Below are 23,046 nucleotides of genomic sequence, written 5' to 3' on the forward strand. Positions count from 1 at the left end.
TGCGTTCGCACTGGCCTTGGAAGGGCGGTTAGAACTCCTGCCAGTGCGCTGCGTCCGCAGATACCTGCCGTGCGGGACGAGCTGGCAATGCCTTCGGCGGGGTTGGCTTGCCCGCGTAGGCGGTTTGAGAAAGGCGGGAGCCGTCCACAGCACCTGGCTTGGTCAAGCTTGCACTGGCCGTGGCTGGCGTCTTTCCCTGCGCGCGTTCATTCACCTTGAAGACCGCGACGGCGGTTGCCAGCTGTACCGACTGGTCTTCCATGGATCGGGCAGCGGCGGTCGCTTCTTCCACCAACGCGGCGTTCTGCTGGGTCGTTTCGTCCATCTGAGAAACAGCCTGGTTCACTTGCTCGATGCCCGACGCCTGCTCCTGAGAGGCGGCAGATATCTCACCAATGACGTTGGACACGCGCTCAACCGAGCTGACAATCTCAGACATCGTCTGGCCAGCCTGGTCAACCAGCGCCGATCCTTGAGCGACCTTGGCCACAGAGTCCTCGATTAGCCCCTTGATCTCCTTGGCTGCAGAGGCAGAGCACTGTGCCAACGTGCGCACCTCGGAGGCCACCACGGCGAACCCTCGACCCTGGTCCCCGGCTCGAGCCGCCTCCACGGCCGCATTGAGTGCGAGGATGTTGGTCTGGAAAGCAATGCCATCGATCACGGAGATGATGTCCCCGATGCGGCGCGACGAGGCTTCGATACCCCCCATCGTCTCCACTACTTTCCCGACCACTCCACCGCCCTGCCCGGCCACGCGCGAGGCCCCACTCTGGCCAACTCGCTGGCCTGGCGTGCATGCTCGGCGTTTTGGCGCACGGTGGAGGTAAGCTCCTCCATGGACGCCGCCGTCTCTTCCAAGTTGGCCGCTTGTTGTTCGGTGCGTCGCGACAAGTCGCCATTGCCCGCGGCAATTTCCGTCGACGCGGTATTGATTGCCGTGGATGCCTGCTGGATGCGGGAGACGATATCGGTCAGCTGAGCCACGGTCGCGTTAGCGTCTTCGCTCATCGTCGCAAAGACGCCGCGGAAGTCGCCTTCCATGCGGTGGGTCAAGTCGCCAGAGGCAATGGCCTGAAGCAAGGTGGAGACGGCGCTGAGGCTGTGGTCAGCTGTCTCCATCAGACGGTTGAGGTCCGAAACCATCAATTCAAAGTCGTGCTGGAACGCAGACGTGTTACCGCGGGCGGAGAAGTCGCCGTCGGCAGCCGACACTGCCAACCGCTTGATCTCCGTGTTGATCGCCAGCAGACTTGCTTTGGCAGCGTCCATCGATTCGTGGAGCACGCCCGGGAGCCGGGCAGGCGTCGCGCGTCACGCCGCAGGTCACCGGCCGCATACTCGTTGAGCACTTGGATGGCATCCAGGATGGCCTCAAGGTGCTCGAACACCATTGTGTTCATGCCCTTGGCCAGCTCGCCGTAGACACCGGGCAGGTCCTCCGGAATCCGGTGCGAGATGTCTTCGGCCTCGTGAAGCTTGACCATGACCTTGGTGTCGTTCGAAAAACGCTCCAAGGTGGCAACCATTTGACGGAGGGAGAGCAGCATCTGGCGCGCCTCATCGCGGCTCTGGTAGTCGGTTCGCACGTTGAGGTCGCCATTGGCCACGCTGCGGATAGCGGGCAACGCCTCACCAATGGGCCGGGTGACCGAACGGCTGATCGCCCACCCCAGCACGCTTGCGACCAAGTACAGCACCGCCAAGACCAAGCCTGTGATCGACATCAGGTTGTTGAGGCTTGCTGCGTTGGTTGCGAGTTCAGCCTTCATGCCGCGAAGGTTGTATTCGCTGACTTTCTCCATGGCGTCGAACAGCGCCACGCGCTTTGCCCTGGATTCTGTCACCGAGATCGTCTGCGCGGCCTCGGCATCGCCAGCGAGGAGCGCAGCGTGAAGCTGATCGTGGATGACAAAGTAATCGCTCAACGCAGCGCTGACCGGCTTGAACAACGCGGCATCTTCGCCATCGGCGAAGGACCGCAGGTATTGCTTCACCAGCTCGTTGATCTTGGCCTTGCCCGCCACGATCCGCTGTTCGTATTGCTTGACGGCCTCAGCGGAAGTGGCTTCGCTGACCTGGGAGGTTTCGTAGATGCGGAGATCGCCGAACTGCGCACGCATCTCTCCGATGGCATAGCTGCCAGGCGCCCAGACGGACTCAATCCTGGACAACTCCTGCTTCGAATGTGACGCGCGGACAATAGTGAAGATGCCCAACGCCAAGGTCATGCTGGTCGTTATGGCGAATGCCAGCATCAGTTTTTTGGAGATGCTTCCGACGTGGCTTCTTCGGCGCACAGGAAGAACACGGCGTCGCCGTGGCTTGAAGCACTCAACGCGCTATGAATGGAGATAAGCGCGGCGAAAGGAGACCTGACGAAGGCCTCCTGGTAACTGTGGCCTTTGATCTCGCTCGCCGTGGCCAACAGCGCGCTTGGCCTGCTCCGCTCGATCAGAAAGCGGCCGATTGCTGGAGTCGGGAAATCCAATGGCGAACGACGTATTCAGGAGCCAGTTCTTGAACGCTGTCTGCAGGACAACGATCTGGTCGCCGTCTTGAAAGTGACGGTGCTGAACGACAGTGCTTCTGATGATGCAAGTAGCGCGCATTGATGGGCAGCAGCGACGTTCGCTTCCAGCGTATCCACTGTAAAGAGGAAGGCTTGCGGTCCAATGCACTCCAAAGGGCGGATGCATGTTGCCAGTCAGCTAGCGCACGTGCGCGCCTGCCGGTTCGCCTCTGCAATCTTTGCCAAGCGCCTCGATCCAGGAAGCGATCTGTTTGACGCCGTAGGGCTTGGACAAAACACCCCGATCCCGGTGCCGGCTGATCACATCGTTCGGATGAAGCGTGGAGGTAAAGAAGACAGCGATGCCATCGCGCCGAAGTTCGTCTGCCAACTTGTATGCACTGCGCCGGGCGTCAGGGCTGGCGGGCACATCCAGAATGACGACGTCGACGTGCCCCGCTTGCGCTGCGCGCAAGGCTCCTGAGCTGAATTCCAAGCATTCGACGTCATAGCCGAGCTCTCTTAGTTCGACTCCAACCACCTCACAGATGGAGGTTTCAATGTCCACGAAGAGAACGTTCATGTGGATTGCCGTTCCACAAGGTCGGGTCAAATTTTCCACACGGTCAGCAGCTGGTTCAAGCTAGTTGGGACGACTTCTGCTTTCGGCAGACGGAATCTGCTCAGCTTTGCCAACGCTTCATCGGGAGCGCGAGAGGAGCTCCCAGCATCCTTCCGCCGGGTGACAGACCAGTCGCCACGATGTTCATTTCGCCTCCCCTTCGCTGAGTGGTTTCGAGAGGGGCCCCACGTAGACTGAGGCAGACGGCCCTCCCGTGAAGCGCACAAGGAGATCCATCGCCGTTGCATTCATTGCGTCCGCATCGCCCCGCTGAGAGAAGCTGGCCCAGTCTGCCATCGCGATGCTCTGCAGCTGGCCCTCCTTGGCCAAAAACAGCCGCATAGGCCACCGCGGCAGCCGACGTTGCGAGACACGCCCGCGTGCCAACTCGATGAAGTTCAGGTGGCTGCGCGCTTCGGATGCCCTGGCGTAGGCAACGCGAAGGCCATCCGGTGGACCCTCCAGGTAGGACAGGAACCGGGCCCCGTCGTACAAGGTCACCCCGGTCACGCCGGCCTGTCTGTTGAACCGCTCCGCGTCGGCTATCAACTCAACCAGCCGCCCAAGGCTAAGGTAGGGGCTGGCCTCACTCACAAAAACCACCGCACGGTTTGGCATGACACGCTCCTAAGATTGCTTCAGACCCAACAACCTGACGGGTCGGGAAGAGCAACAAGTGCTACACGGCAACCTTTGATTTTGCCTTCCAGGCGCCTGTTTCCAGATCCTTCCGCAGCACCCAGTCCTTCGCCGGAATCTTTGCCCCACGGGCGGTCAGGTAGTCCGGCATGAATAGCATGATCTCCCCCCCTTGAATCAGACAGCTGGTCGAGAGGACCACGCCGTCACTGAGCTCGACCAAGCAGGTGGCTCTCTCGCCCAGTTCAGCCTGCTCGCCTGTCAGGGACGCGGTGGCCCCTGGGTAGATGTGGCTGTGAGTAAATTCCAACCGCATGGCATGCCCCTGTCGAATGCCTCAAATTCATAACTCCCCTGCTTCCACTGTGCAACGTGAATCGGGCGGCCTACAGAGGAAATCCGTTACCCATCACTGCGGAACGTCATCGAGACGATTGCCGACCAATGCGGCAAGCCGCTCCATCCCCGTTTCTGGGATGAATTTCCCTCCGAAGCGTTGGGAGAAATTCACCCAGTTCGACCTCATCAGTGCTTTGAGCTCGGCTTCTGAAATCCGCAGGAAGAGCAATGCATGCGCAGGGAACCGCAACTGCTGGATGGATCCCCGCGCCAGCTCAACGATTTCGGTATGCAGGGTGAAGGACTGGGTGTAAACGGAGCTCGCAGCCACCGCACTCGCTGTGCCTTCCAAATATGTTAAAAACCTGCTGCCGTCGAAGCATACAACTGCACGCGAGCCGCACTTGGCATTGAACTCTCGGCCTGCACGCATGACTTCGGGCAAGCGCTCCTCACCGATCTCTTCCACAGCCGCGCTTACGAACACCACCGCACACTTAGACATTACGGGCTACCTTTCACTCGGCACCAGTGCAAGCCGGCCAACGTGGATCAGCTGTGTACAAAACGCAGGCCAGCTTGAATTTCAGTTTTCAGTTGCGCTATTCCTGAACCTTTAAGAGTGCACCATGGCTAGCCCCGTCCCCGACTCAAGTTGGCTGCAAGAGCGATGACCTCGCTAGGGATCACGGCCCCGAGGTGCGCGAGAACCGCGGCTTGGACGACCTCTGTGTTGCAGAGGAAGAATATCCCGTCTCGCGGCCCAGCCGACGTCAGAGACCGGTTGACACTGATCACCGAAGCTGGCACATCGCTCACGAACACTTCGTGAAACTTCGACCCCGCAAAGCGCGCTTCGAGGGCTCTCCGACTTGCTTTCGTGTCCTGCCGTAGCGCCACACCGTATTTTCCAGACAATCCGATGCCACTGGCGGTAAATACGTAATGATCTTTAAACGAGGTCAACCACACCAGAATCGGTCCGCCCTCGGCGAGAACGCGTCTGTGAGCAAGCTTGCTACGTATCATCGGGCTGCTCGTTGTTGGCCTGATTGATCGATTCGCCCCTCTTGTGGCTCCGTGGGCGGCGCGAATTGCGAGCTACGAACGATGGACAGGATCAGTATCCGACAGCGGCAGAGGTGAGGGCAACGCCTGCGCGCCGCCCTTCATTTCGGCCGTCCGGGTAGATGGGCTCACCGCACCACAAACGGCCGATCTGTAAGCGAAACAAACCGAGCGGGCTGTGTAGGGCTTAAATCCTTTGGCGGCCCGCCAGGCTCAGCCGAAGCGCTCATTGCTCCGCCGATTCATCCCCCCCCGGTGCACGCGAGACAAACGCCATCCACGTGCGACCTGAAATAGCCGGTGTCGCCCGTCAACGAATAGCGGACTCCGGCCCAAATCGATGTCGCTGTGGGGCTGTGCCAAGCGCGAGTCCTCTGGCAGGCGTGGCGAAACGAACGTATCATTTCGCTCTCCTGCGGCGCAACCATTCCCGGCAGGACAGCGCCTTGAAGAGCGCGATTACAAGTTGGAGCAGCGCCAGACCAGTTGCGCAGGCCAAGATAACCATAGCAAGAGGCAAAAGTAGCTCCATGATGGGATCCTACAGGCCCGCGGGTTGGCAGCAAGTCAAGGCGCCCGGGCCATTGGCGCTCAGCAATCTCCTGTTCGCTTGGGGTGAGATCACCACAACCGCGTGACAGTGGCGTGAAAGTCGTGTGGCGATCGCAAGTAGCTGGCGCATAGCGAGCTGCCGTCCGAACGCAGGTTGGCTCCCGTGTGCGCCGCCATGACGGCAGCCCCCAACAGGTGCACCTGGGTGCGCCCGTTGTCCTGCCACCCTTTGGGCAGCGATTCAATGGCCGCCAAGGCTTCTTGCCCTGACAGGCATTGGATGCAGGTCAGGTAGGACCATTGAAGGCCCACTTCCTCGCGCAAGCGCCTGCCGGCGGCCTTCTCGTCCAATCGGCCCTCGGCACTGTCCAGCAGCACGTGGGCGGCCGCAATGGCCTTGCCTTGGGGCGAGAGCCGGCTCTTCTTCTTGGGGAACAGGCCGCGCATGATCAGGCCTTCTTGCTGCCCTTCTTGACGACGGCTTTCTTCGCAAGTTTCTTGACGGCCTTCTGGGCGACCTTCGTCACCGGCTTGCCCGCCTTCTTGGCAACCTTAGCGCGTGCCTTCCTCACCGTGCCACCAGCCGGGGGGAACTTCGCTCCGGGGTTGGCCTGAGCCCACGCCTTGCCCTCGGCGGACTTGGCCCATGCGGTGAAGGCCTTGGGGGCCAAACCCCGACCAGCCCACGTCTCACCGGTTGGGAGGCGATACTTCGGCGCCACCTTGCCAAGCTTGCGCCCCTTGAGGGGACCTGCGGCAGCCTTGGCGGCACGCGCCGGCTTGGCGTCGATCGTTTCTCCGATGAGCTTGGCCACCTGCCGCCGCTGGGCCAGACTCAAGACCTTCGCATACTTCTGGAGGACCGCCAGGGCTTTGGGAACCTCACCGTCGCGCTTCTCGACCAGCTTCTTCTGGGCTTCGAGCTGTTTGATTTCGGCGTTGAGGGATTTCAGGGTGGTCAGGGCCAAAGGAGCGCTCCGTTCGGGAATCCAACGGTTATAGCCCATCGCCCCTCGCATGACCACCCGACCGGGCGCCGGGCCAGCCCTTCTCTGCAAATGAAAACGCTGTGAGAGTTTCACCTCTCACAGCGTTGAAGCTTCCGTTGGCTGCTACATGAGTTGCCGCTCTTGCAGCAAAGATGCTTCGGGATCAAGAAAACGATCCGAGAAATCAAGCTCCTTCACGATTTACTCACAAATTCATGAAGGTTTAATCCACCAGGCCGGCTTTGCCGGCCTTCCTTGTGCAGCACCACCCCATTCATGGACAAGCGCTACAGTTTTAGGAAACCACGTTTTCGGGGCCTGTAAAGGGGAACCCCACTTCTCCACTCAAAAACTGCGACGAATTCCCGCAAGTTTTTGCGCGCTGAACACTCCTGCCCTACGCCTTCCCGCCACAGTCAAAGGTCGGTGGGGCAGGCGCCGCGTCACCCAACACCTGAACCAGGCCCATGTCGCGCAGCATGGTGACGATCTCGAGTTGCTTCTCCGCAACCCACTGCGGCCGGGTAGCCACTTCTTCCTCTGGCACCCGCTTTCCGGCGAGTTCCACGGTTTCGAGAGAAGCATGGAGCGCCATGGACGCGCTGAATCCCAACAGGTCCACCACCTCGTCAGGGGACGTGTCGATGACGCCGGAACGACGGATCAGGGACTGGTAGCCATGGTGGACGTAGCCGTGCATCGTCTTTTGAGACTGCTCCCAGGTATCCAACAAATCCGCGTAACGCTTTTCACCGGAACGCTGGGCCACCCTGCGGATCATCTTCTCTGGGGTTGCAGTGTCATGGCCCTTCTGGAACCGCGCCAGCTCTTGGTCATCGGCCCATTGCAGCCACAGCCCGCGCACGAACGCCTCAAAGGCAGGCCGCATCAATGCCGTCGCAGAGCCCAACAGCCCATGTTTGACCAGGAGCATGGCTGACGATTGGTGCTCGTGCACCACCGCGAAAGCCACGACCGCCATGTGGTCTGGCTCCGGCCCATGTAGGACCAATCCATAGAGTTGCTCCTCGTTCCAACGCCGCACGTGGTCGGCCCACTCCATTGCCCGCTGCACGCGCGGCTCTTTCAACCAAACGGGCCATGCGTCCGGTGCTGCTCCGCCCTCAGGCATCGGTCTCCTCCCCGCTGGCCGGAACCGGACACAACGTTACCGAGGCGTCGAGCAGATCATTGGTTTGGTCAAAGGTGGTCATGGCCCATCTTGACACCCACCGCCCTGGGGCGCGATAACTCCCTTGCCGCGAGGGGAAATGCCCCCGGCGTATTGCCTGCTTAGCTCAAGGCAACAGGTTCCCGATTCGATCGCACAAGCGACGACGGGATGGTTTTTCCTGTCTTTTGAGATCTAAGTATGCCCAAACTCCAACGGTTGAGAACCGAGGCTTTCCTCGCCCAGAAGGGCCGGTGCTGCTATTGCAGCGTGCCGATGTGGAACGCCTCTCCCGATGAACTAAAGCCGTTCGGCCTGCGCGCCAAAACGGCCACGCCGCTCCGCTGCACCGCCGAGCACCTGGTCGCCCAACAAGAAGGCGGCAAGGACGTGGTAGGCAACATCGCTGCCGCCTGCTGGCTCTGCAACACACGCCGGCACAAACGCAAATCGCCGCCCTCCCCCGAGGCTTACCGCGCGTTCGTGCAGAAACGCTTGGCGAAGGGCAAGTGGCACCCGCCGAGCGTGGCCAAGTTGCGCCTCAGAACGCGTGGAACGCAACCACCCGACGGATGAGTTCCGCCACGCTCACGTGCTGCCGCTGCGCCTCGCGGCGGACGCGGTCGGCCAGGTCTCGGGAAGCCCGGATAGGCGGCAGGCGGTCGTCCCTGGGGCCGGCAACGGGAGAGCGCAGCAGCTGGGGGCGCGCCAGGTAGGCGGTGAGCCATTGGCGCACGGCTTCGCTCTCGCTCACCCCGGCTGCTCTAGCGCGTGCGGCCAATGCCTGGCGCAAGGTTGAAGAAAGGGACACTTTCGGCAGCACGGCCGTCAAGGGAGGCTTGGACGTCAGCGTCACAGCCTCTGCCTCGGTCGGCCCACGGGGGCTGGGCGGAAGAAGCGCTCCAATCGTTTGGTCTCCAGCAACGCTTCCATGAAGGCACCCATGGCGTGGGTGTAAGCGTCCTCGCTGGCCGCCAACCGCAAGCTCAGCGCAAGCCGTTCCCACTTTCCGTTCGGTGCGCATGCGATGGCGAACAACCAGTGGTGCGTCCAGTCATCCTCCAACCGATCGGATGCAACGAAGAGCACCCGGTGATCACGCTGGAACGGCAGGGACGACAGCGCATGGTCAACGGCGTGGCGGTGGGCAGCCTGTAGTCGTGCCCTCTCCTCGCTGTCGGTGTCCAGTAACGCCGCGAACCCTTTGGGCAGGCGCAACGAGACTCGGTAGCCCGCCGCACAGGTGTGGTGGTCTTCGCCTTCCCACAACCGCTGTTGCCCATCGAGCTCCTGGCCCATAGCAAAGCGCCGCATGGCGTCCTCGGTCACCGGCCCACCGGGCTTCAACTGGGTCAACCACGCACCACCCCAGCGCAACGCAGCCAAGGGCGCGTCCAGCAGTTCTGCGAAGGAAAACCCATCGGCGAACACGTCCTCCCGGCAGATGCATGTGAGTTGCAGGTTCATGGGATCAGCCTCATAGCCGCGGCTTGCTCGTCCGAACGGGCTCCTCAGTGCCAGGGAGGGATACTTTCAAATGTGCGGCGGCCCGCTTCGCCTTCCATTCGTCGATGCCATTTCTGATCTCTGGCGACCCAGTGCTTGCCAAGGCATCCGGGTCTGCCCCAGCTTCGAGCAACACAGTGAGCAATGGAACATGTCTGTAGAGATCAGCCGAGTAGAGAGCCACCCACCCATCGTGCCGTTGAGAATTCGGATCAGCCCCCGCTGCACACAGCACGCGGCAGGCCTCGACCCATCCACGCCTCGCAGCCATGAGCAGCGGAGTCTCCTGATCTTCCTTGCGCCGAGCGTTCACGTCGGCGCCTTCTGCGATCAAATGCCTCAAGGCATCCAGAGCAGGTTCGCGTTCCCAGCTTTCAAGCAACCTAATGATCGGCGGCGTCCGCAAGTCGTCCCGCCATCGCCGGACCTTGCCCACAACCCAATTTCGAGGAAGCCAGATAGGGGCCGTTAGGGTGTAGAGGAGGACGTCCTTTCGAGAAAGAAGCCCGCTTCCTTCGAATCCCATACCCATCTCCCATGGAATACGTTTGTATTCCTTCTCCCCCATGCAAACAGAGAGCGGCGCGGTGTCCAGTGCTTCGGGACGGCTAAACTCAGAATCTGCGGCCTCTGGCCGACAGATTCAAAAGCCCACGTCCTCCACCGACCTTGAAGGCGCCCATGCCCGTCTCTGATCCCCTCGCGTTCGACCTGCTGCGGGCGTTCGCGCAGTTGGAGTTTCGCCTCAAGAACGATCCAGGCTTTCTTCGCGCCGGTCCCTACCGAATGGCCCAGGTGAACTGGCCCGCGGTGGATGAAGCGGTGTCACGGCTGGACGATTCACTCTTCTTCGATCGGGTGTCGGACAGCACGCACGAGCAAATCCTCACACCTCCACGTGATCGCCCGATGGTCCAGGAGGTGGCGGTGATCAACGGCCTCAACCACGCTGTCTTCCAGCGCCTGCCCCTTCAGCAATCCAATGCCGGTGCATTGCTCGAAGCGGCACGCCGCGTGCGCAACAACCTCTTCCACGGGGGGAAGGAAGAGCCGCATTTGGGCGATGATGACGAGTGGGCCGCCGCCGCACTGGACGTGGCCGAGTGCCTGCTTCGCCTGCTGAACCATGGGACGCTCAGGTCGGGATTGGGCCCGTGAAGGGATATGCCGCCTCCGGGGGACGGACGTAGACACTGGAGAATCGAGGGGGTGACTAGAGCGCGACGGGCGGAAAACGCTCTTCGTGTTCCGGATACAGGTCGATCATGAAGAACTCCCGGCGGAACCCTTCAAAGATTCCTGGGTCACGGATCATGGCCTCGATTTGCGCCTGCGTCCAAACAGCGCCATGTTCCGCAGCGTGGGCCCGGAGACGCTCGGCCTGCTGTCCCACGGCCTCGTCCGTAAGGTGGTGTTCCGCGTAGCCTTCGACAATCAAGCGGTAGATGGTCTGCGCGCTCAACTGCCAGAACTCGTCGCCAGCTTGCGTTGCCCGAAGGGCACTCATGGCCCGCTCCGAGGACCGGGTCATCAGCAGGGCTTGATAGAACGCAGACAGCGCTGTTTCCAGATCTCCTGCCGATAGCTGCCGTTTGGGGGCCAAGAATGCCCAGAACGGCGCCCGATGCTCAGCACGAACAAAATTGGCGATGGCGCCCCCATGGCATGCGGCCACCACCGTGATGAGGTTCAAGCGCGTGGCCACGTTGAGGTTTACGAACGCCGGCTTCATGTCATCCCACGTCAACCAAGACCCGTCAGCGAACTCCAGCCCGCCCTCTCCACCGTGGCACTCGATGTGAAGCAACGGCACGTAGGGCTCCCTGGATGCTTGCTGAGCAAGCTGGGCCAACAGATCGAGAAAAGCCCCGCTGGAAGGAACACGAACGCTGGCGATGTGAGGAACGTCGCCGATCACCCGCGCCCAGTCTTGGGCATCCGCGAACAGGCGGGCTGCGGTGTTGAGTTGGCCTTCCGGGAGGGAATCCACGATGAGAATTTGGTTGAATTTGGCTGCCATCTTCATCTTTCAGATCGCCGGAGCAGGAAACAACGGCCGCATGCAGGGTCTACATTTTCCGACGAGGCTTCTTTTTTGGATTCGCTGCGGCACCGCCGATCACCTCCAAGATGCGCCGGCGCTGTCGTTCGGCAATGATCGGGCGCAGGAGCTTAAGAACGTATGCCCACTCCGTGTCAGACATGTCCGGGTCCCAGAGCTTGGCAATGGCCCACTCCCGCTCATTGGGGCACTTTAGCCACGGACGTTCCTTCTTTTGCTTACCCATGAGGTCACGCAGTTCGCACCTCACCCACTCGACGCTTTCGCATACGAGATCCGCTTCACTCATCCAGCATTCTCCAATGTGAGACAGCATTCCCTAGCCACGGGAGATGTCTAGAGTCAGTCTGTCAAGCCTTCAAACATTCCTTCACGGCTTGATCGAGATTAGACACATGGATCGGAGTGGGCGACCCGTTCTTCATCTTCCATACGGTGTAGCCATCCTTTGTTGCCTTGCCACCGATCGCGGTTTGCTTGCCCTCGGAAATAAAGCGGGTCAACAGTTTGGTCGCCCCCTCATCTTGGATATCGAACAGCTTGCGAGCCACGGCATCGGTGAGCAGGTGCGAGCCCTTGGTGTCCAGGCAGAACACATACTTGCCCTTCCAGACTAGGAAGTCCGGTGAGAAGGAGGCACTGTCCCCCTCCGACAACAGCGGAATACGGAAGCCCCCATTGCTCGGGTTCCGGTGCCATGTGTGTCCGGCCTTGTCCAAGGCGGCGGCGAACGGGGCTTCAAACTTGTTGAGGCCTGCGTATCGCGGATAGAGGCCGTTCTCGAAGGCCTGCGCCTTCTTCGGCACGCGCATGGTCGAGAACGTGAACTCCAGCTCAGATTCATACACCAGCGAGGTCAGCTGGTAGTAGGTGGACACGATCTCCCTAGCCAGGGTGTCAGCTGCAGCTGCGGCGTTGCTACCGGCTTCCACCCTCACGTCAAACTTGGAAGCCTTTAGGTCTACCACGGCCAATGCGGCCCTAGAGCGCCCACGGATGGCGTTGCTCACCAGCCAACGCAGGCGCACCCGGTTCGCGTGCCCACTGGCCGTCCAGTCGTGGCCGATCTCCTTGGCCAAGTCAGAGATGTCCACCGTCTCGGTCTTGCTGTGTGCGTCGCCCTGAGTATCGATCTCTCCTTCCTTAAAGGTGGGGAACTGCGCTACCAACTGGGCAATGGCACCCACTGCGTCGTCGGCGTCCGCATGGACCTGATGAAGGAGCACTGAAACCCCCTCTTTGGGGCCGAGATCTTCTGAACCGCCCTCCCCACCGCCATAGGTATGAACGATCTCAATGGCTGCTCCAGATTCTTGGAGCTTGGCCCGCACGGCCTCGATCGATTCGGTGAACACGTTCTTCTTGTCCACACGCAAGAAGAAATGGGCGCTGTTGAGCAACGGTGAATCGTAATGCTTGGCGTCGAATTGGCGCAGAACGCGGCCAATGATCTGCTCAACCTTGATCTGAGAACCCATCGACTTATCGATGTAGCCAAGGTAGCAAGCAGGATCGTCCCAACCTTCCTGCAAACCTTGGTTGAAAATGATGTGCTGAAAGTCGCCGGCCTGAAATTCGTCAAAATCGCTCTCGCCCTTCGAGAACAAATTCACTGCGTCGGGCTTGTTGCCATCGGCGAATTTCAGGTCGGCGTAAATGGCCACCTTGGCCGGGTCCACCTTCTTCTGCTCAACCAGATAGCGCCAGATGCGGATCGGCGGAGCATTGCGGTGTTCAAAGGGCTTGGTGTGATCGTCCTTATCACCGTCGTCGGTGATGTTGGTCTTGCACACATAGATGGCCTTCGGTGTGAACCCCAGCGCCCGACCCTGAATTTCCTGCTCAATCAGTTGGAGCCGATCATGGAGATCGTCCAAGCAACGTTCCATCGGCGCGGTGGTGCCGTCGAACTGAATGGAAGTCTTGATCAGCTCAGCCTTGATGACCGCGTTGCTGTCCACCGCGGTGATGGCAAATGCAGTGGCGTCGGCAGCGCCCTTCCCGTCAACCGCTGCCAACAGCGCAAAACGCTCAAGACTGGCTTCATCCTCGCCCGCCTCATCGACCCAGCTTTCCTGGGGAGCCAGCACGGTTTTAGCAAAGTTCAAGGGCAGCTTGAGCGTCGCGCTGGCCAAGAGGTAGGCCTCCGGCTCCAGTTCGGCCAAGATCTGGGTCTGCTGTTCGGACAGATTGTGACCTTCATCGTAGACGATGATCAACGGCCGCCGAACCCCACCGGCATCACGGGCGATCAATCGCTCCCAGGGCGATTGGTCACCGAACAGGTCTTGATCCTTCTTGTAGATGTTCAGCGCGCCATCGGCCTGCTCTTTGTTGTTGAACAGCCCGGTCGTGGCCATCACGATGAGGGGAGAACTCCCATCCGAGATCAGGTTGGGTTCCAGCTGTGCCGCCCGGATGACACGGAAATCGTCAACGATCTCGGCATACTTTCCGCCACCGGAAAAATTTGTATAGGTCTGCTGGACAACCGACTTGGCTTTGCTCATCCAGAACACGATGGGCTCAACGCCCATGTGCATGCGCATCAACGTGACGGCCTCGGCCAGCACCGGTGTCTTACCGGCGCCCGTGATGGCGGACAGCGCCTGATAAAACGGACGCGGGAGCTTGCCCTTGTAGGTCGGCCTGTAGGGGTGTCCAGCAAAAAAAGCGTATCGCCCAGCGATCTGCTGGGCTGCACGCACCTGGAAGGGTTTGAGCTCAATCTGCATCCATGCCACCATCGTTGTTGTAAGCGTCTGCACGGGCGTTGAAGCCAATGTGCTCCAACACCTTGTCCGGAATTTGATAGAACTCAATGTCGCTGCCGGTGTAAGGCGCCAGTGCAGCGTAGACGTGATAACGCCCCGCCAAGCCAGCTCCCTTTGCTTCCTGCGCGATTTCCTTGAATACGGCCCGCGTCAGCGCCGAAGGTTGGTCAGGAGCGCTCCACACCAAGAAGAAGCCCTCGTTGCGGCTGTTCACAGCAAACAGGTGCTTATGATCCCCGGCAGCCAATCTCCGAAGATAGGACTTGGCCTTGTCATTGCGATCCCAGTAGCTGACCAACAGCAGGTCCATCATCTCTTCGCGAGCGAGAGCATTCACTGCGTTGGCATCCACTTTCTCTCGTTTGAGAGAGAAGTATCGAAAGCCTCCGCCCAAGCCCTCCCGCTCACCTGACTTCCACTTCCCCGTGATGGCGCGCTTAATGCGGTCAGCCGTCAAGGTCTTGGCGTAGTGATCCCCTTTCTCGTCGTTCCCCTGCTCAATCATGATGAAGCGACGAGTGGCAGCCACCTCTTTATTCAGCTCCAAAACCGCGTGCCCCGTTGTCCCGGACCCAGCGAACGGATCCAATACGATTCCATCCTTTCGACACCAGATTTGAATAATTTTTTTGAACAGTTTGAGCGGCTTTACGGTCGTGAATCCGTGATCTTTCCCAACGACAGCACCGAGCTCCTTCAGCCCGCTCTGGCTATGCCCGCTCTGCTCATGGTCCCAAGACGTGCTACCCAGATCATCGATGGCGTCGAATGACTCATCTGCCCAGTAGGTCATTGGCACAACGCCCTTCTTGACCTCATTGAGGTAGACCTTCGCACGGAAATGGCCCTTTCCTTGGTCGCGCCAATATCCGCGGGGCCAGTTCCCAGCCTTGAGCACTTTTTCAGCGGCTTTCTTTGCTGCGCTCAAAGACCCCTTGATGACCAGAGCTGGAGCTCGGCCATCGTGTTGGTCCTCGTTCCGGTATTCACAACCCCATTGCTCAAGCAGCGCCTTAAGCTTCGACCTTTCGAGCGCCCAGCACCGCCCCTCCGATGGAGACATCAATTCGCCTGTAAAAGGCGATTGAACTGCATACACCTGCCCCCAGTGAGTGTCCGCTCCACGCCCCGTCAGGTCACCAGGTGTCCACAACTCGGGGTCCCCGTCGGGGGAACCATAGCGCGAGTTCATTGATTCGCTGCGCTCCATCAAGGTGGTCTTGGCGCGATCAATATCCTTGGCATACACCAACACATACTCTGTGGAAGTGGACACATGGGACTTCTTGCCAACATTATTCTTTGGAGAGTAGCTCTTCTGCCAATTGATGATGCCAATGCGATTCTCCTCGTGGAAAATCTCATCCATCAGCATCCCCAGCCTGTAGAGTTCTCGATGATCGATACAGATGGCGATGACGCCACCAGGCTTGAGCATTTCTCGCATCATCCAAAGACGAGGCGTCATGAATCGCAGCCACTTGCTGTGGCGCGAACCATCGTCTTTGGCCACCAAATCGCCCATATCCGGGTCGTTGGGATCTTTGTCCCACTTGTCGTTGTAACGGAAGTCCTCGCCGGTGTTGTATGGCGGGTCCGTCAGCACCAGATCTACTTGGCCACGATACTTGTAAAGCGTGACCATGGTGGCGAGATTCTCGCCATCCCAGAGTTCGTTAACGCACTCCTCCTCAGCGCTGCCCACGGAAGCGCGCTTGTTGAAGTCAAACATCCGAGGCTTGACCTGACGAACGATCTGCCAAGGAGCTGTGCGCCCACTGTAGTTCAAGACGATGCCATCTCTCCCTGCTTCAGCGCGTTCGGCATCGTGCTCTTGCAGCAGCTTGATGAGCGCTGCCCTGGACAGCTCTTCGTATTTCATCTGATTACCTTGTGTTCTTCGATCGCGGACCAGCCGCAAAAATGGCCTTAGGGCCATGGGAAGCCTATGCGCTGAAAAAGCCCTAGGACGACGCTTCGGAACATACCCGAACTCCGTCTCATGGGCTGCGCCGCCGCACAGCCGTTGCGCCTCCGAAAGGTCGCAACTCATCCCCTTCGCCATTTTCGCCTCGACCAATACAATCAGCAAGTTAGCCCCTCCGCGCATGGATGTAGGACCCGCAAACCGTTGAGCTGCAACGAAGGCGCTAGGGGACCATCTGTGCCATCCAACTCGCACTGCGCAGACAGCGCTTTTCCCACTCACCGGCAAGCCACCTCAGCCACCGTTTGCGCAGCCCCAAGGTCCGCAGGCAGCTGGGCCTTGCAGACCCCTTCCACCTCCACCGTCAGGCCGGAGCGCGGCTGCTCCAGGTAGAGCACGCCGTCGTAGCCCACCTGGGTGGTCTCGTTCGCTGTCTTGGCCACCGTGCCCGCTTCGATGGCCGAGCCCGTGAGGCGGAAGGTTCGTGCGGTCTCGGTCAGGACTGGGAAGGTGAGGTGCATGCCAGCTTGGCGGCCCGCGGTGGCGGTTTGCTCGATCTCGGCCAACTGGGTGCCCAGCGGCAAGGCCCGATCGTCCACTCGGACTTCGGTGGGGACCATCGGGGTCACCTCGCCCACCACCAGGCGGCCCTGGGCGTTGGTCTTCCCCACCAAGCGGCCACCCACCCTCACCGGCACCCCGGCTTGGCCGGGCACGTCCACCACGGCGAAGGATTCGGCCGGACCCAGGAACGTCACGCCCTGGCGATCCAGGTGGACGGCACCGGCCATCGAACCGGAAGTCCAAGTGCTGCTGGGCCCGTGCTCGGCGTTGATCTGAGCCCACCCTGCCCGGGTGGTCCAGTTGGCGTTGGCCCGGGCCGTCTGGCCAGCCGCTCCCTCGTCTACCGACAAGGACAAGCCCACCGGGGTTCCAAAGACCGTGGGGCGGGCGCGTCCTTGGACGGCCCAGGCCGTGGCATCCGGGGCTTGCCGGGCCCTAACGCTCACGCCCTTGCCCCGGCCGAAATCGTAGCTGTAGCCCACCTCCACCCGGGTTTCCTTGCGCTCCAGATCCCGCAAGGCGGAGACGGCCACGGTGTGCCCGTTGCCACGCCAGGTCAGTCCGGCGTCGGCGTAAGCGGTGCGAAAGCGCGGCGTGCGCACGTCCGAATAGCTGGCCCGAAGGGACCACTGGGGCGTGGGCCGCCAGAACACCGAACCCCGGGTGCGCTGCTCCACCTCCACCGCACCGGGGGCGCGCAGGCGCCAATAGTCCTGCTGGCGCTCGTGCTCCAGGCGCACGCCAAACCTCGGGCCGCGGTAGTCGTAGGCCACGGCCTGCCGTTGGCCGCCTCGCGTGGAAGTGCCCAATTCCAGATCCAACGTGCCGTAGGTGCCAAGCACCGTCGTGGCCCCCACCGCCACGTTGGCCTTCCCGTCCGATGAGGTTTGGGCGTTGCCGCGCAGGGTCCACCGGTCGTTGAGGCCCCAAGCCACCGACCCGGTCGCGCCCAACGTCCCGTAATCGCTCTCTCCTTGGCGCACCCGGCCTGCCGCGACCTCCCAGGTGGTGAGCCCTTTGCGGAGCAACGTGGGGGCGACGTAGAAGCGCTGATCGCTCACCACCGTTTCGCGGCCGTAAGGGTCTCGCACGACCACTTGGGTTTGCTGTGCTCCGGTGCCCAAGGCGCCGCCATCGGCGGTGAACGGCCCTTTCCCCACCCGGCCTTGCAGCACGCGGGCGCGGTTGGCCAGGACTTCGACCGTCGCCGGATCGAGCGCCACGCCGCCGAGCACCGGGACCGGATACGTGGGCGTCAACGGGTCCAACGCCCGCGGGTCCTTGGCCACGCGCACCCCGCCCAAGTTGACCAGCGAGGACGACGGACCAGCGAACACATCGCCTGCCTGGTAAGTCACCAAGCGGTTGGGATCATCTTTCTGCCAGCGCGTCACGCCGCGAACGTAGCCGGTGCCGGCCGTGTCGGTGTTGACCTGCCCGCTGGTGCTGATCACGCCCCAACGCCCCGCCTTGCGGACCTCGTGGCCCAGCGAGAGCGCCTGCTGTTGCTCGGACACCATGCCTGCCACGCTGTAGTTCACCAGCACCCCGGGAGCGGGCGGCGCGATGGGCCCGCGCTCGGTGCGATCACGGGCCACGCGTTGGGCCTTGAGCCGATCGGCCGGCAGATCCAGGGCGACCGTCGCGGTGGCCTCGTCCACAACAAAGCCCACACCCAACGCTTGGGCACTCATCGGCTCCGTTTGACCCGCGGGAAGTTGGAGCCCGACCTCACGCCACGTGGCCGGGTCGGCGAACCATTGGCCGTCTCGCTGCCAGAACGTGAGCGGATCCGCCTTGGCCTTGCCGCCGATGACCGGCACCAGGAACGCGGGCGCCACGCCGTCGGGCACCGCTGCGCTGGCCGACGATGCAGCCAGCAACACCAAGGCCAGGGCCCGGCCACGCATGGATCACCGCCCCACAGGGACGGTGACGGGCTGGCCGTTGACGGTGATTGAAAGGTTTTCAGCGCGCTGGCCGGGTTGGGTCTCGTAGGTCATCGAAGCCCCCGGCAGCGTCCAGCCCAATGCACCCTCGCGCCACGGCTTGCCACCGGCCGGGCCGATGGACGAAACGCGGGCGGCGGTCTGGCCGTGATTCGTCAAGCGGTATCCATTGGGCACCGCTTGGACGGTCACCTTGGGGACGGGCGCGTTGGCGGCTTCAAAGGCCACGGGCAAGTCCTGGTTGACCAGCAACTGGACGCCCTGGGCGTTGGGGTCTTTGAGCTGCATCAGCAGCACGCGGTAGTAGCGCCGCTCGCCCAGCGCGCCCACCCGCATCAACCGAACGGTGCGCTTGGATTGGGGCGGGACGTTCACAAAGGTGGGCGCCCCCACGATCTCCGTGGTGGGTGAAAACACGTTCTGCCCTGTGGCCTGATCCCACCCCACGGCTTTCACCTGGTAACGCACCGACGCGTCGCCGCTGTTGTGCAGCGTCACGGCGACGTGCTTGGCCGAGGTATCGGCCATCAGGGTGGTGGGGCCCACGGAGATGGAACCGGCGGACACCGAAAAGGACAGCAAGGACGCAGCGACCGCGGCCAGGGAGCGTTGGGAATGGGTCATGGGATCTCCTTTGGGGGTCTCCTTTCAAGCTAGATCAGAATGCTATTACGTCAACCCATACCTACTCATCTTTTCGACAACAAAAAGCCCCCAGCGCGAACCGGGGGCTTCGGGACAACCGATGGGGATCAGTTGTAATCAGTTGTAAGTGGCGGTAACGGTGACCGTATCGGTGTAGTTGCCACCCACGGCCTGCTTGAGGGCGAAGAACTTCAACGCGAATTCGTGGGTTTGCACAGCACCGTTACCCGTGCCCGCGAACGCATCGGCATCATCGCCCCATGCCTGGGTGCCGGGAATGTCCTTGAACAACCCATACGGAATGAAGGCACCCGAACCGTTGCTCACGGCGCGGTAGGTCTCGTAACCCGCCAACGCTCCGAAGTTCTGTCCCTGTCCTGGGGAAATGGAGTAAGTGGTTCCCTGGTTGCACACGATGCTCAACGCAGAGGTTCGGGTGGAGTTGTCAGAAGTGCCCGACCAATCCATGTCCGTGACCGGAGAAACGGACAGGTTGCAGGTGTTGGTCAGGGTGCCCTGAATCGTCAGGTCTGCGGTGGTGTCGGCGGCGAAGGCGGGCACCGCCAGCGAGGCCAGGGCGATGGGCAGCAGGGCGCGAAGGAAGGTCTTGCGTGTCATGGGTATCGTCTCCTTGAGAGGGATTGAATGGGGATGAGTAGCCCTTAATGGGCCATCCCCTTACCGATACCTCGAATCTGAAAACGCGCAAGGGGGGGGGGGCATTGAGCCAGCCGTCAGAGCCTGGGACGTTTGCCACCTGCGGTGGCTGACTGTTCCCATACCCGATCCAGCTCACGCGCCCGGTGCTGAGCCATTGCCTCCTGAATCATGCGCTGAAGGACGAACGCAAAAGCGCCAGTAACAAAAACGCCCACGCCGATCCCGCAATCATCCGGCAGGCTCGAAATCTCTCTTATCGATGGCTGGTAAATGACCTCGTCGAGCTCAGGGGGCAACGGATCAACGCACGTCTCAATATACGCGTTCACCTCGATTTCGGCTGCCTTGCAGAGCTCGGCGTCAGCGAGCAGCGCCCGCAAGTCGGCAAGCGTGGGAAGCCACACCGTATTGAACAGCGGGCCACCCACCGAGGGACTGATGAAATGGATGCCATGAAGCACGGTCGCCCTCTCACTCTTTCCGAGCTCTCCGTCTCCCCAATGTCCGTTCATCCGGAGGGACCCATTACCCATCCCGGTGGCCGCGTCCCCGCCAATCACTCTAAATATCCCAACGAGCGATATTTTTCCGCCCTTGCTGCTCTCCATTGAGCAATTTCGTTTCGCCTCCGCTGCTCTTCTTGCCAGCACTTGAGCAAATGCTTGTAACTAGGCTTGGCTCGCGTGACTTGGAAGGATCGGCCATTGACGTGGATCTTCCCGCCGTTGTGCAGCTTCACGGCATGAACTGCGCTCCACGTGGTCGCCCATCCGAGGCTGCCTTCTTCTTCAAAGCTCACGGGCTCCAGTGAAACCTCTGCATAGTCTTCCAACAAATCTGGGTTCATCCCTAGTTGGATCATCGTGAATTCGTTGGATGCGACGGTCGTGCTCATGTGACACCTCTTGTTTTGGTCGGCGGCATTGCCTACCCATGACTTCAAGGTAGATCGACATATGATTTTGTCCACTGGTGGCGTGGACAAATCTTTGACTAAAAGCAAAAAGTGCGAAGCGAAGGCCGCAATTTTTCACCTCACCCCTTTGCGCGCCAAAGGCGATTTTGCTTTCCATCCACGCTCCTGCTCTTTTGGATGCCGGCGCGCAGCGGTCGGCGGCGGCTTCCGCCGCAGGTCTTTGCTTTAAAGGGGGTGGTCACACCCACCCTCGTGAAGCCATCGACACGTGCGAGGTGCCCGCGATCACAAGGTGATCCAGCACTCGAATGTCGAAAAGGGCAAGGGCCTGCTTGAGGCGGTCGGTGATGGCGCGGTCGGCAACGCTGGGCTCGGGGTTTCCGCTGGGGTGGTTGTGAAAGAAGATGACCGCGGCGGCGTTGTGGTCCAACGCCTTCTTGGCGACGATGCGGGGATGGACTTCGCACCCATCGATGGTGCCTTGAAAGAGGTGCTCGGTGGCAAGGATGCGGTGGCGGGCGTCCAGGAACACCGTGCCAAACACTTCGTGATCCAGGTGCGCGCAGCGGGCAGTGAGGTAGTTGCTGGCACTGGAGGGGTCGGTGATGGCCTCGTGGCGCTGCAGGCGACGCTCCAAGATGTGCGAGGCGGCCAAGAGGATGCCCTCATCGTCCATGGCCAGCTGGTATTGGGCCCGAATGTCGTTGGCTCGCTTCACTTGCTTTCTCCACCGGCGCGGGATTAGCCACGGGCGGGCGTGGTGTCTGCGGCGGAGGCGGTCAGTGGGAGCAGGCCGACAAGGGCCAGAGAAAGAACCAAGACGCGCATGAGGCCTCCTTTCATGAATGGGTTGCACTACCCATAACAAAAGGTTTGGTTTGCGCAACGGGATCTAGAAAAGAAAAAGGCGGCTTTCGCCGCCTTTCCCTTGGGCTTAGAAGCGCGCTCGCAAGCGAGGGGCTTCCTGGGTTTGGCTGTCCTGCCCGTGGGCCTTCATGGCCGCACCAACCTGGCGTTTGGCATCGGCCCCAAACCCGCCTTCCGGTGGCTTCCAAGCGTTGGCGGGCGGGAGCAGGCTGACCAGGAGCTTGGCCCTCTCTTGAGCCCGCAAGTCGTTGAAAAATGGCTTGCCGCTGTTGATCGGCGCTTCGCCCTTTTGGTTTTGGATGTGGGGATCTGCGCCCGCCTCAATCAGCGCACTCCAGACAGTGGCATCGCGGCCCGCATGAAGAGAGGTATTCCCGTTGTTGTCTTGGGCGTTCATATCCGCCCCTGCCTTGGCGAGCGCTTCAATCGTCTCTGGAAAAATCGCACGGTGGATCGGCGCCTGGCCGTCCATTCGCCGTGCAATGACGTCTGCGCCTGCACGGGTGAGCAAGGCCACCGCCTCGGGGTCCCTGGCTATATGCAGCGGTTGATTCCCCTGGTCATCGCTCGCCGCGGGATCAAGGCCTGCTTTCAGAAGTTCCTTAAGCGCGCCCGTGTTCGCCTCGAAGAGAGGGGTTCGCCCTCGGTTATCCCGGGCTAGGATGTCTGCCCCGGCCGCAATCAAGGCGCGGGCCTCCGTCTGCCCGGTTGCTCGGAAGAGAGGGGTTTGCCCTTCATTATTCCTCGCGCTGACATCCGCTCCCGCCTTCAGCAACGCTTTGAGACTGTCGTTGTGTGCGCCAAACAACGGGGTGTTCCCTTGGGTGTCGCGAGCGTTGATGTCAGCGCCAGCCTTCACGAGCTCCCTTAAAGCCCCTTCGCTCGCTCCGAAAAGGGGCGTTTTCCCTCGGTTATCGCGCGCATGAATGTCTGCCCCGGCCGCAATCAACGCCCTGGCATCCCCTTGCCCTCTCGCGTTAAAAAGCGGTGTTTCCCCTTGGTTATTCTGCGCATTGATGTCTGCCCCGGCCTTGATCAGTTCAATCACGGCTCCCTCGCTTGTCACAGAATGAAGCGGCGTATTTCCAAGGCCATCCCTCGCTTCGATGTCAGCCCCAGCATCCAACAGCCTCCGAACTTCGCGCGGGTGATGCGCATCATGAAGTGGCGTTTGATCCAGCCAATCTTCATCCCTTGCGTTCACATCAGCGGGGATTTTGGTAAGCCCGATTTGCTTCAGAAGAACGTCTTTGAGATTCGAAATATTCAACCCACACCTCCACA

The 23,046-nt window shown here is 61.0% G+C and carries 22 protein-coding genes and 1 pseudogene; 3 read left to right on the forward strand and 20 right to left on the reverse strand.

The annotated features are described in order from the left end of the window. Positions 1 to 28: 28 nt before the first annotated feature. A pseudogene (locus tag N5D91_RS10570) lies at positions 29 to 2,258 on the reverse strand (methyl-accepting chemotaxis protein). A gap of 147 nt (positions 2,259 to 2,405) precedes the next feature. Between N5D91_RS10570 and N5D91_RS10575 the strand changes: the two are divergent. Then, positions 2,406 to 2,615 carry a hypothetical protein gene (locus tag N5D91_RS10575; RefSeq protein WP_139338727.1) on the forward strand — a complete coding sequence of 70 codons (210 nt, stop codon included), beginning with the start codon at positions 2,406 to 2,408 and terminating at the stop codon, positions 2,613 to 2,615. Between the two features lie 96 nt (positions 2,616 to 2,711). Here N5D91_RS10575 and N5D91_RS10580 read toward each other — a convergent pair whose 3' ends face one another. The 7 genes from N5D91_RS10580 to N5D91_RS10610 form a co-directional block, all read right to left on the reverse strand. Further along, positions 2,712 to 3,095: a response regulator gene (locus tag N5D91_RS10580; protein WP_032971140.1), complete on the reverse strand. Its 384-nt coding sequence runs from the start codon at positions 3,093 to 3,095 to the stop codon at positions 2,712 to 2,714. 183 nt (positions 3,096 to 3,278) lie between these two features. Further along, positions 3,279 to 3,752: a BLUF domain-containing protein gene (locus N5D91_RS10585; protein ID WP_006375647.1), complete on the reverse strand. Its 474-nt coding sequence runs from the start codon at positions 3,750 to 3,752 to the stop codon at positions 3,279 to 3,281. Positions 3,753 to 3,813: 61 nt separating this feature from the next. Continuing rightward, positions 3,814 to 4,089, reverse strand: coding sequence for a hypothetical protein (locus N5D91_RS10590; RefSeq protein ID WP_032971143.1), 276 nt, complete (start codon positions 4,087 to 4,089; stop codon positions 3,814 to 3,816). 93 nt (positions 4,090 to 4,182) lie between these two features. Continuing rightward, complete coding sequence (locus N5D91_RS10595; RefSeq protein ID WP_006375649.1) at positions 4,183 to 4,617, reverse strand: BLUF domain-containing protein; 435 nt, start codon at positions 4,615 to 4,617, stop codon at positions 4,183 to 4,185. Positions 4,618 to 5,801: 1,184 nt separating this feature from the next. Next, positions 5,802 to 6,179 (reverse strand): hypothetical protein, encoded by a 378-nt coding sequence (locus tag N5D91_RS10600; protein ID WP_006375651.1) that lies wholly within the window; start codon positions 6,177 to 6,179, stop codon positions 5,802 to 5,804. Between the two features lie 2 nt (positions 6,180 to 6,181). Further along, positions 6,182 to 6,700, reverse strand: a complete 519-nt coding sequence (locus N5D91_RS10605; protein WP_180854971.1) for an H-NS family nucleoid-associated regulatory protein — start codon at positions 6,698 to 6,700, stop codon at positions 6,182 to 6,184. A 418-nt stretch (positions 6,701 to 7,118) separates the two neighbouring features. Next, complete coding sequence (locus tag N5D91_RS10610; RefSeq protein WP_180854970.1) at positions 7,119 to 7,703, reverse strand: hypothetical protein; 585 nt, start codon at positions 7,701 to 7,703, stop codon at positions 7,119 to 7,121. A gap of 390 nt (positions 7,704 to 8,093) precedes the next feature. On the opposite strand from N5D91_RS10610, the gene N5D91_RS10615 reads away from it, so the two are divergent. After that, the gene (locus N5D91_RS10615; RefSeq protein WP_099490556.1) at positions 8,094 to 8,468 is read left to right on the forward strand and encodes an HNH endonuclease; all 375 of its coding nucleotides are present in this window, start codon (positions 8,094 to 8,096) and stop codon (positions 8,466 to 8,468) included. A gap of 276 nt (positions 8,469 to 8,744) precedes the next feature. Here N5D91_RS10615 and N5D91_RS10620 read toward each other — a convergent pair whose 3' ends face one another. Further along, on the reverse strand, positions 8,745 to 9,359 hold the full coding sequence (locus N5D91_RS10620) for a relaxase domain-containing protein (RefSeq protein ID WP_180854969.1): 615 nt from the start codon (positions 9,357 to 9,359) through the stop codon (positions 8,745 to 8,747). Between the two features lie 720 nt (positions 9,360 to 10,079). Here N5D91_RS10620 and N5D91_RS10625 point away from each other — a divergent pair. Next, positions 10,080 to 10,556, forward strand: coding sequence for a hypothetical protein (locus N5D91_RS10625; protein WP_180854967.1), 477 nt, complete (start codon positions 10,080 to 10,082; stop codon positions 10,554 to 10,556). A 55-nt stretch (positions 10,557 to 10,611) separates the two neighbouring features. On the opposite strand, the gene N5D91_RS10630 is transcribed toward N5D91_RS10625, so the two are convergent. The 11 genes from N5D91_RS10630 to N5D91_RS10680 form a co-directional block, all read right to left on the reverse strand. Next, positions 10,612 to 11,418 carry a hypothetical protein gene (locus N5D91_RS10630; protein WP_180854966.1) on the reverse strand — a complete coding sequence of 269 codons (807 nt, stop codon included), beginning with the start codon at positions 11,416 to 11,418 and terminating at the stop codon, positions 10,612 to 10,614. Positions 11,419 to 11,467: 49 nt separating this feature from the next. Continuing rightward, positions 11,468 to 11,749, reverse strand: a complete 282-nt coding sequence (locus N5D91_RS10635) for a hypothetical protein (RefSeq protein ID WP_180854965.1) — start codon at positions 11,747 to 11,749, stop codon at positions 11,468 to 11,470. Positions 11,750 to 11,810: 61 nt separating this feature from the next. Beyond that, entirely contained in the window at positions 11,811 to 14,195 is a 2,385-nt protein-coding gene (locus tag N5D91_RS10640) for a DEAD/DEAH box helicase family protein (protein ID WP_180854964.1), read from the reverse strand. Next, positions 14,185 to 16,116 carry a site-specific DNA-methyltransferase gene (locus tag N5D91_RS10645; protein WP_180854963.1) on the reverse strand — a complete coding sequence of 644 codons (1,932 nt, stop codon included), beginning with the start codon at positions 16,114 to 16,116 and terminating at the stop codon, positions 14,185 to 14,187. Before N5D91_RS10645 ends, N5D91_RS10640 begins: the two co-directional genes overlap by 11 nt. Positions 16,117 to 16,439: 323 nt before the next feature. After that, the gene (locus N5D91_RS10650) at positions 16,440 to 18,635 is read right to left on the reverse strand and encodes a fimbria/pilus outer membrane usher protein (protein WP_180854962.1); all 2,196 of its coding nucleotides are present in this window, start codon (positions 18,633 to 18,635) and stop codon (positions 16,440 to 16,442) included. Positions 18,636 to 18,638: 3 nt separating this feature from the next. Further along, positions 18,639 to 19,298, reverse strand: a complete 660-nt coding sequence (locus N5D91_RS10655) for a fimbria/pilus periplasmic chaperone (RefSeq protein ID WP_088475685.1) — start codon at positions 19,296 to 19,298, stop codon at positions 18,639 to 18,641. Between the two features lie 138 nt (positions 19,299 to 19,436). Then, complete coding sequence (locus N5D91_RS10660; RefSeq protein WP_164124387.1) at positions 19,437 to 19,937, reverse strand: spore coat protein U domain-containing protein; 501 nt, start codon at positions 19,935 to 19,937, stop codon at positions 19,437 to 19,439. 116 nt (positions 19,938 to 20,053) lie between these two features. Then, on the reverse strand, positions 20,054 to 20,587 hold the full coding sequence (locus tag N5D91_RS10665) for a hypothetical protein (RefSeq protein WP_032971186.1): 534 nt from the start codon (positions 20,585 to 20,587) through the stop codon (positions 20,054 to 20,056). Further along, the gene (locus N5D91_RS10670) at positions 20,536 to 20,874 is read right to left on the reverse strand and encodes a hypothetical protein (RefSeq protein ID WP_141651028.1); all 339 of its coding nucleotides are present in this window, start codon (positions 20,872 to 20,874) and stop codon (positions 20,536 to 20,538) included. The genes N5D91_RS10665 and N5D91_RS10670 overlap by 52 nt, the downstream gene beginning before the upstream one ends. A gap of 259 nt (positions 20,875 to 21,133) precedes the next feature. Continuing rightward, positions 21,134 to 21,613 (reverse strand): DNA repair protein RadC, encoded by a 480-nt coding sequence (gene radC / locus N5D91_RS10675; protein ID WP_006375809.1) that lies wholly within the window; start codon positions 21,611 to 21,613, stop codon positions 21,134 to 21,136. A gap of 216 nt (positions 21,614 to 21,829) precedes the next feature. Continuing rightward, a complete protein-coding gene (locus N5D91_RS10680; RefSeq protein WP_075677511.1) occupies positions 21,830 to 23,032 on the reverse strand; it encodes an ankyrin repeat domain-containing protein in 1,203 nt (400 codons plus the stop codon). Positions 23,033 to 23,046 lie beyond the last annotated feature (14 nt).

The sequence above is a fragment of the Stenotrophomonas sp. GD03794 genome, from assembly GCF_029842145.1.
GTDB lineage: Bacteria > Pseudomonadota > Gammaproteobacteria > Xanthomonadales > Xanthomonadaceae > Stenotrophomonas > Stenotrophomonas riyadhensis.

Excerpts from the sequence above, each read along its gene's own strand:
- N5D91_RS10580 (WP_032971140.1), bottom strand. The coding sequence starts at position 3,095 with ATGAACGTTCTCTTCGTGGACATTGAAACCTCCATCTGTGAGGTGGTT.
- N5D91_RS10585 (WP_006375647.1), bottom strand. The coding sequence starts at position 3,752 with ATGCCAAACCGTGCGGTGGTTTTTGTGAGTGAGGCCAGCCCCTACCTT.
- N5D91_RS10590 (WP_032971143.1), bottom strand. The coding sequence starts at position 4,089 with ATGCGGTTGGAATTTACTCACAGCCACATCTACCCAGGGGCCACCGCG.
- N5D91_RS10595 (WP_006375649.1), bottom strand. The coding sequence starts at position 4,617 with ATGTCTAAGTGTGCGGTGGTGTTCGTAAGCGCGGCTGTGGAAGAGATC.
- N5D91_RS10600 (WP_006375651.1), bottom strand. The coding sequence starts at position 6,179 with ATGCGCGGCCTGTTCCCCAAGAAGAAGAGCCGGCTCTCGCCCCAAGGC.
- N5D91_RS10610 (WP_180854970.1), bottom strand. The coding sequence starts at position 7,703 with ATGGCGGTCGTGGCTTTCGCGGTGGTGCACGAGCACCAATCGTCAGCC.
- N5D91_RS10615 (WP_099490556.1), top strand. The coding sequence starts at position 8,094 with ATGCCCAAACTCCAACGGTTGAGAACCGAGGCTTTCCTCGCCCAGAAG.
- N5D91_RS10620 (WP_180854969.1), bottom strand. The coding sequence starts at position 9,359 with ATGAACCTGCAACTCACATGCATCTGCCGGGAGGACGTGTTCGCCGAT.
- N5D91_RS10625 (WP_180854967.1), top strand. The coding sequence starts at position 10,080 with ATGCCCGTCTCTGATCCCCTCGCGTTCGACCTGCTGCGGGCGTTCGCG.
- N5D91_RS10630 (WP_180854966.1), bottom strand. The coding sequence starts at position 11,418 with ATGGCAGCCAAATTCAACCAAATTCTCATCGTGGATTCCCTCCCGGAA.
- N5D91_RS10635 (WP_180854965.1), bottom strand. The coding sequence starts at position 11,749 with ATGAGTGAAGCGGATCTCGTATGCGAAAGCGTCGAGTGGGTGAGGTGC.
- N5D91_RS10640 (WP_180854964.1), bottom strand. The coding sequence starts at position 14,195 with ATGCAGATTGAGCTCAAACCCTTCCAGGTGCGTGCAGCCCAGCAGATC.
- N5D91_RS10645 (WP_180854963.1), bottom strand. The coding sequence starts at position 16,116 with ATGAAATACGAAGAGCTGTCCAGGGCAGCGCTCATCAAGCTGCTGCAA.
- N5D91_RS10650 (WP_180854962.1), bottom strand. The coding sequence starts at position 18,635 with ATGCGTGGCCGGGCCCTGGCCTTGGTGTTGCTGGCTGCATCGTCGGCC.
- N5D91_RS10655 (WP_088475685.1), bottom strand. The coding sequence starts at position 19,298 with ATGACCCATTCCCAACGCTCCCTGGCCGCGGTCGCTGCGTCCTTGCTG.
- N5D91_RS10660 (WP_164124387.1), bottom strand. The coding sequence starts at position 19,937 with ATGACACGCAAGACCTTCCTTCGCGCCCTGCTGCCCATCGCCCTGGCC.
- N5D91_RS10665 (WP_032971186.1), bottom strand. The coding sequence starts at position 20,587 with ATGGAGAGCAGCAAGGGCGGAAAAATATCGCTCGTTGGGATATTTAGA.
- N5D91_RS10670 (WP_141651028.1), bottom strand. The coding sequence starts at position 20,874 with ATGAGCACGACCGTCGCATCCAACGAATTCACGATGATCCAACTAGGG.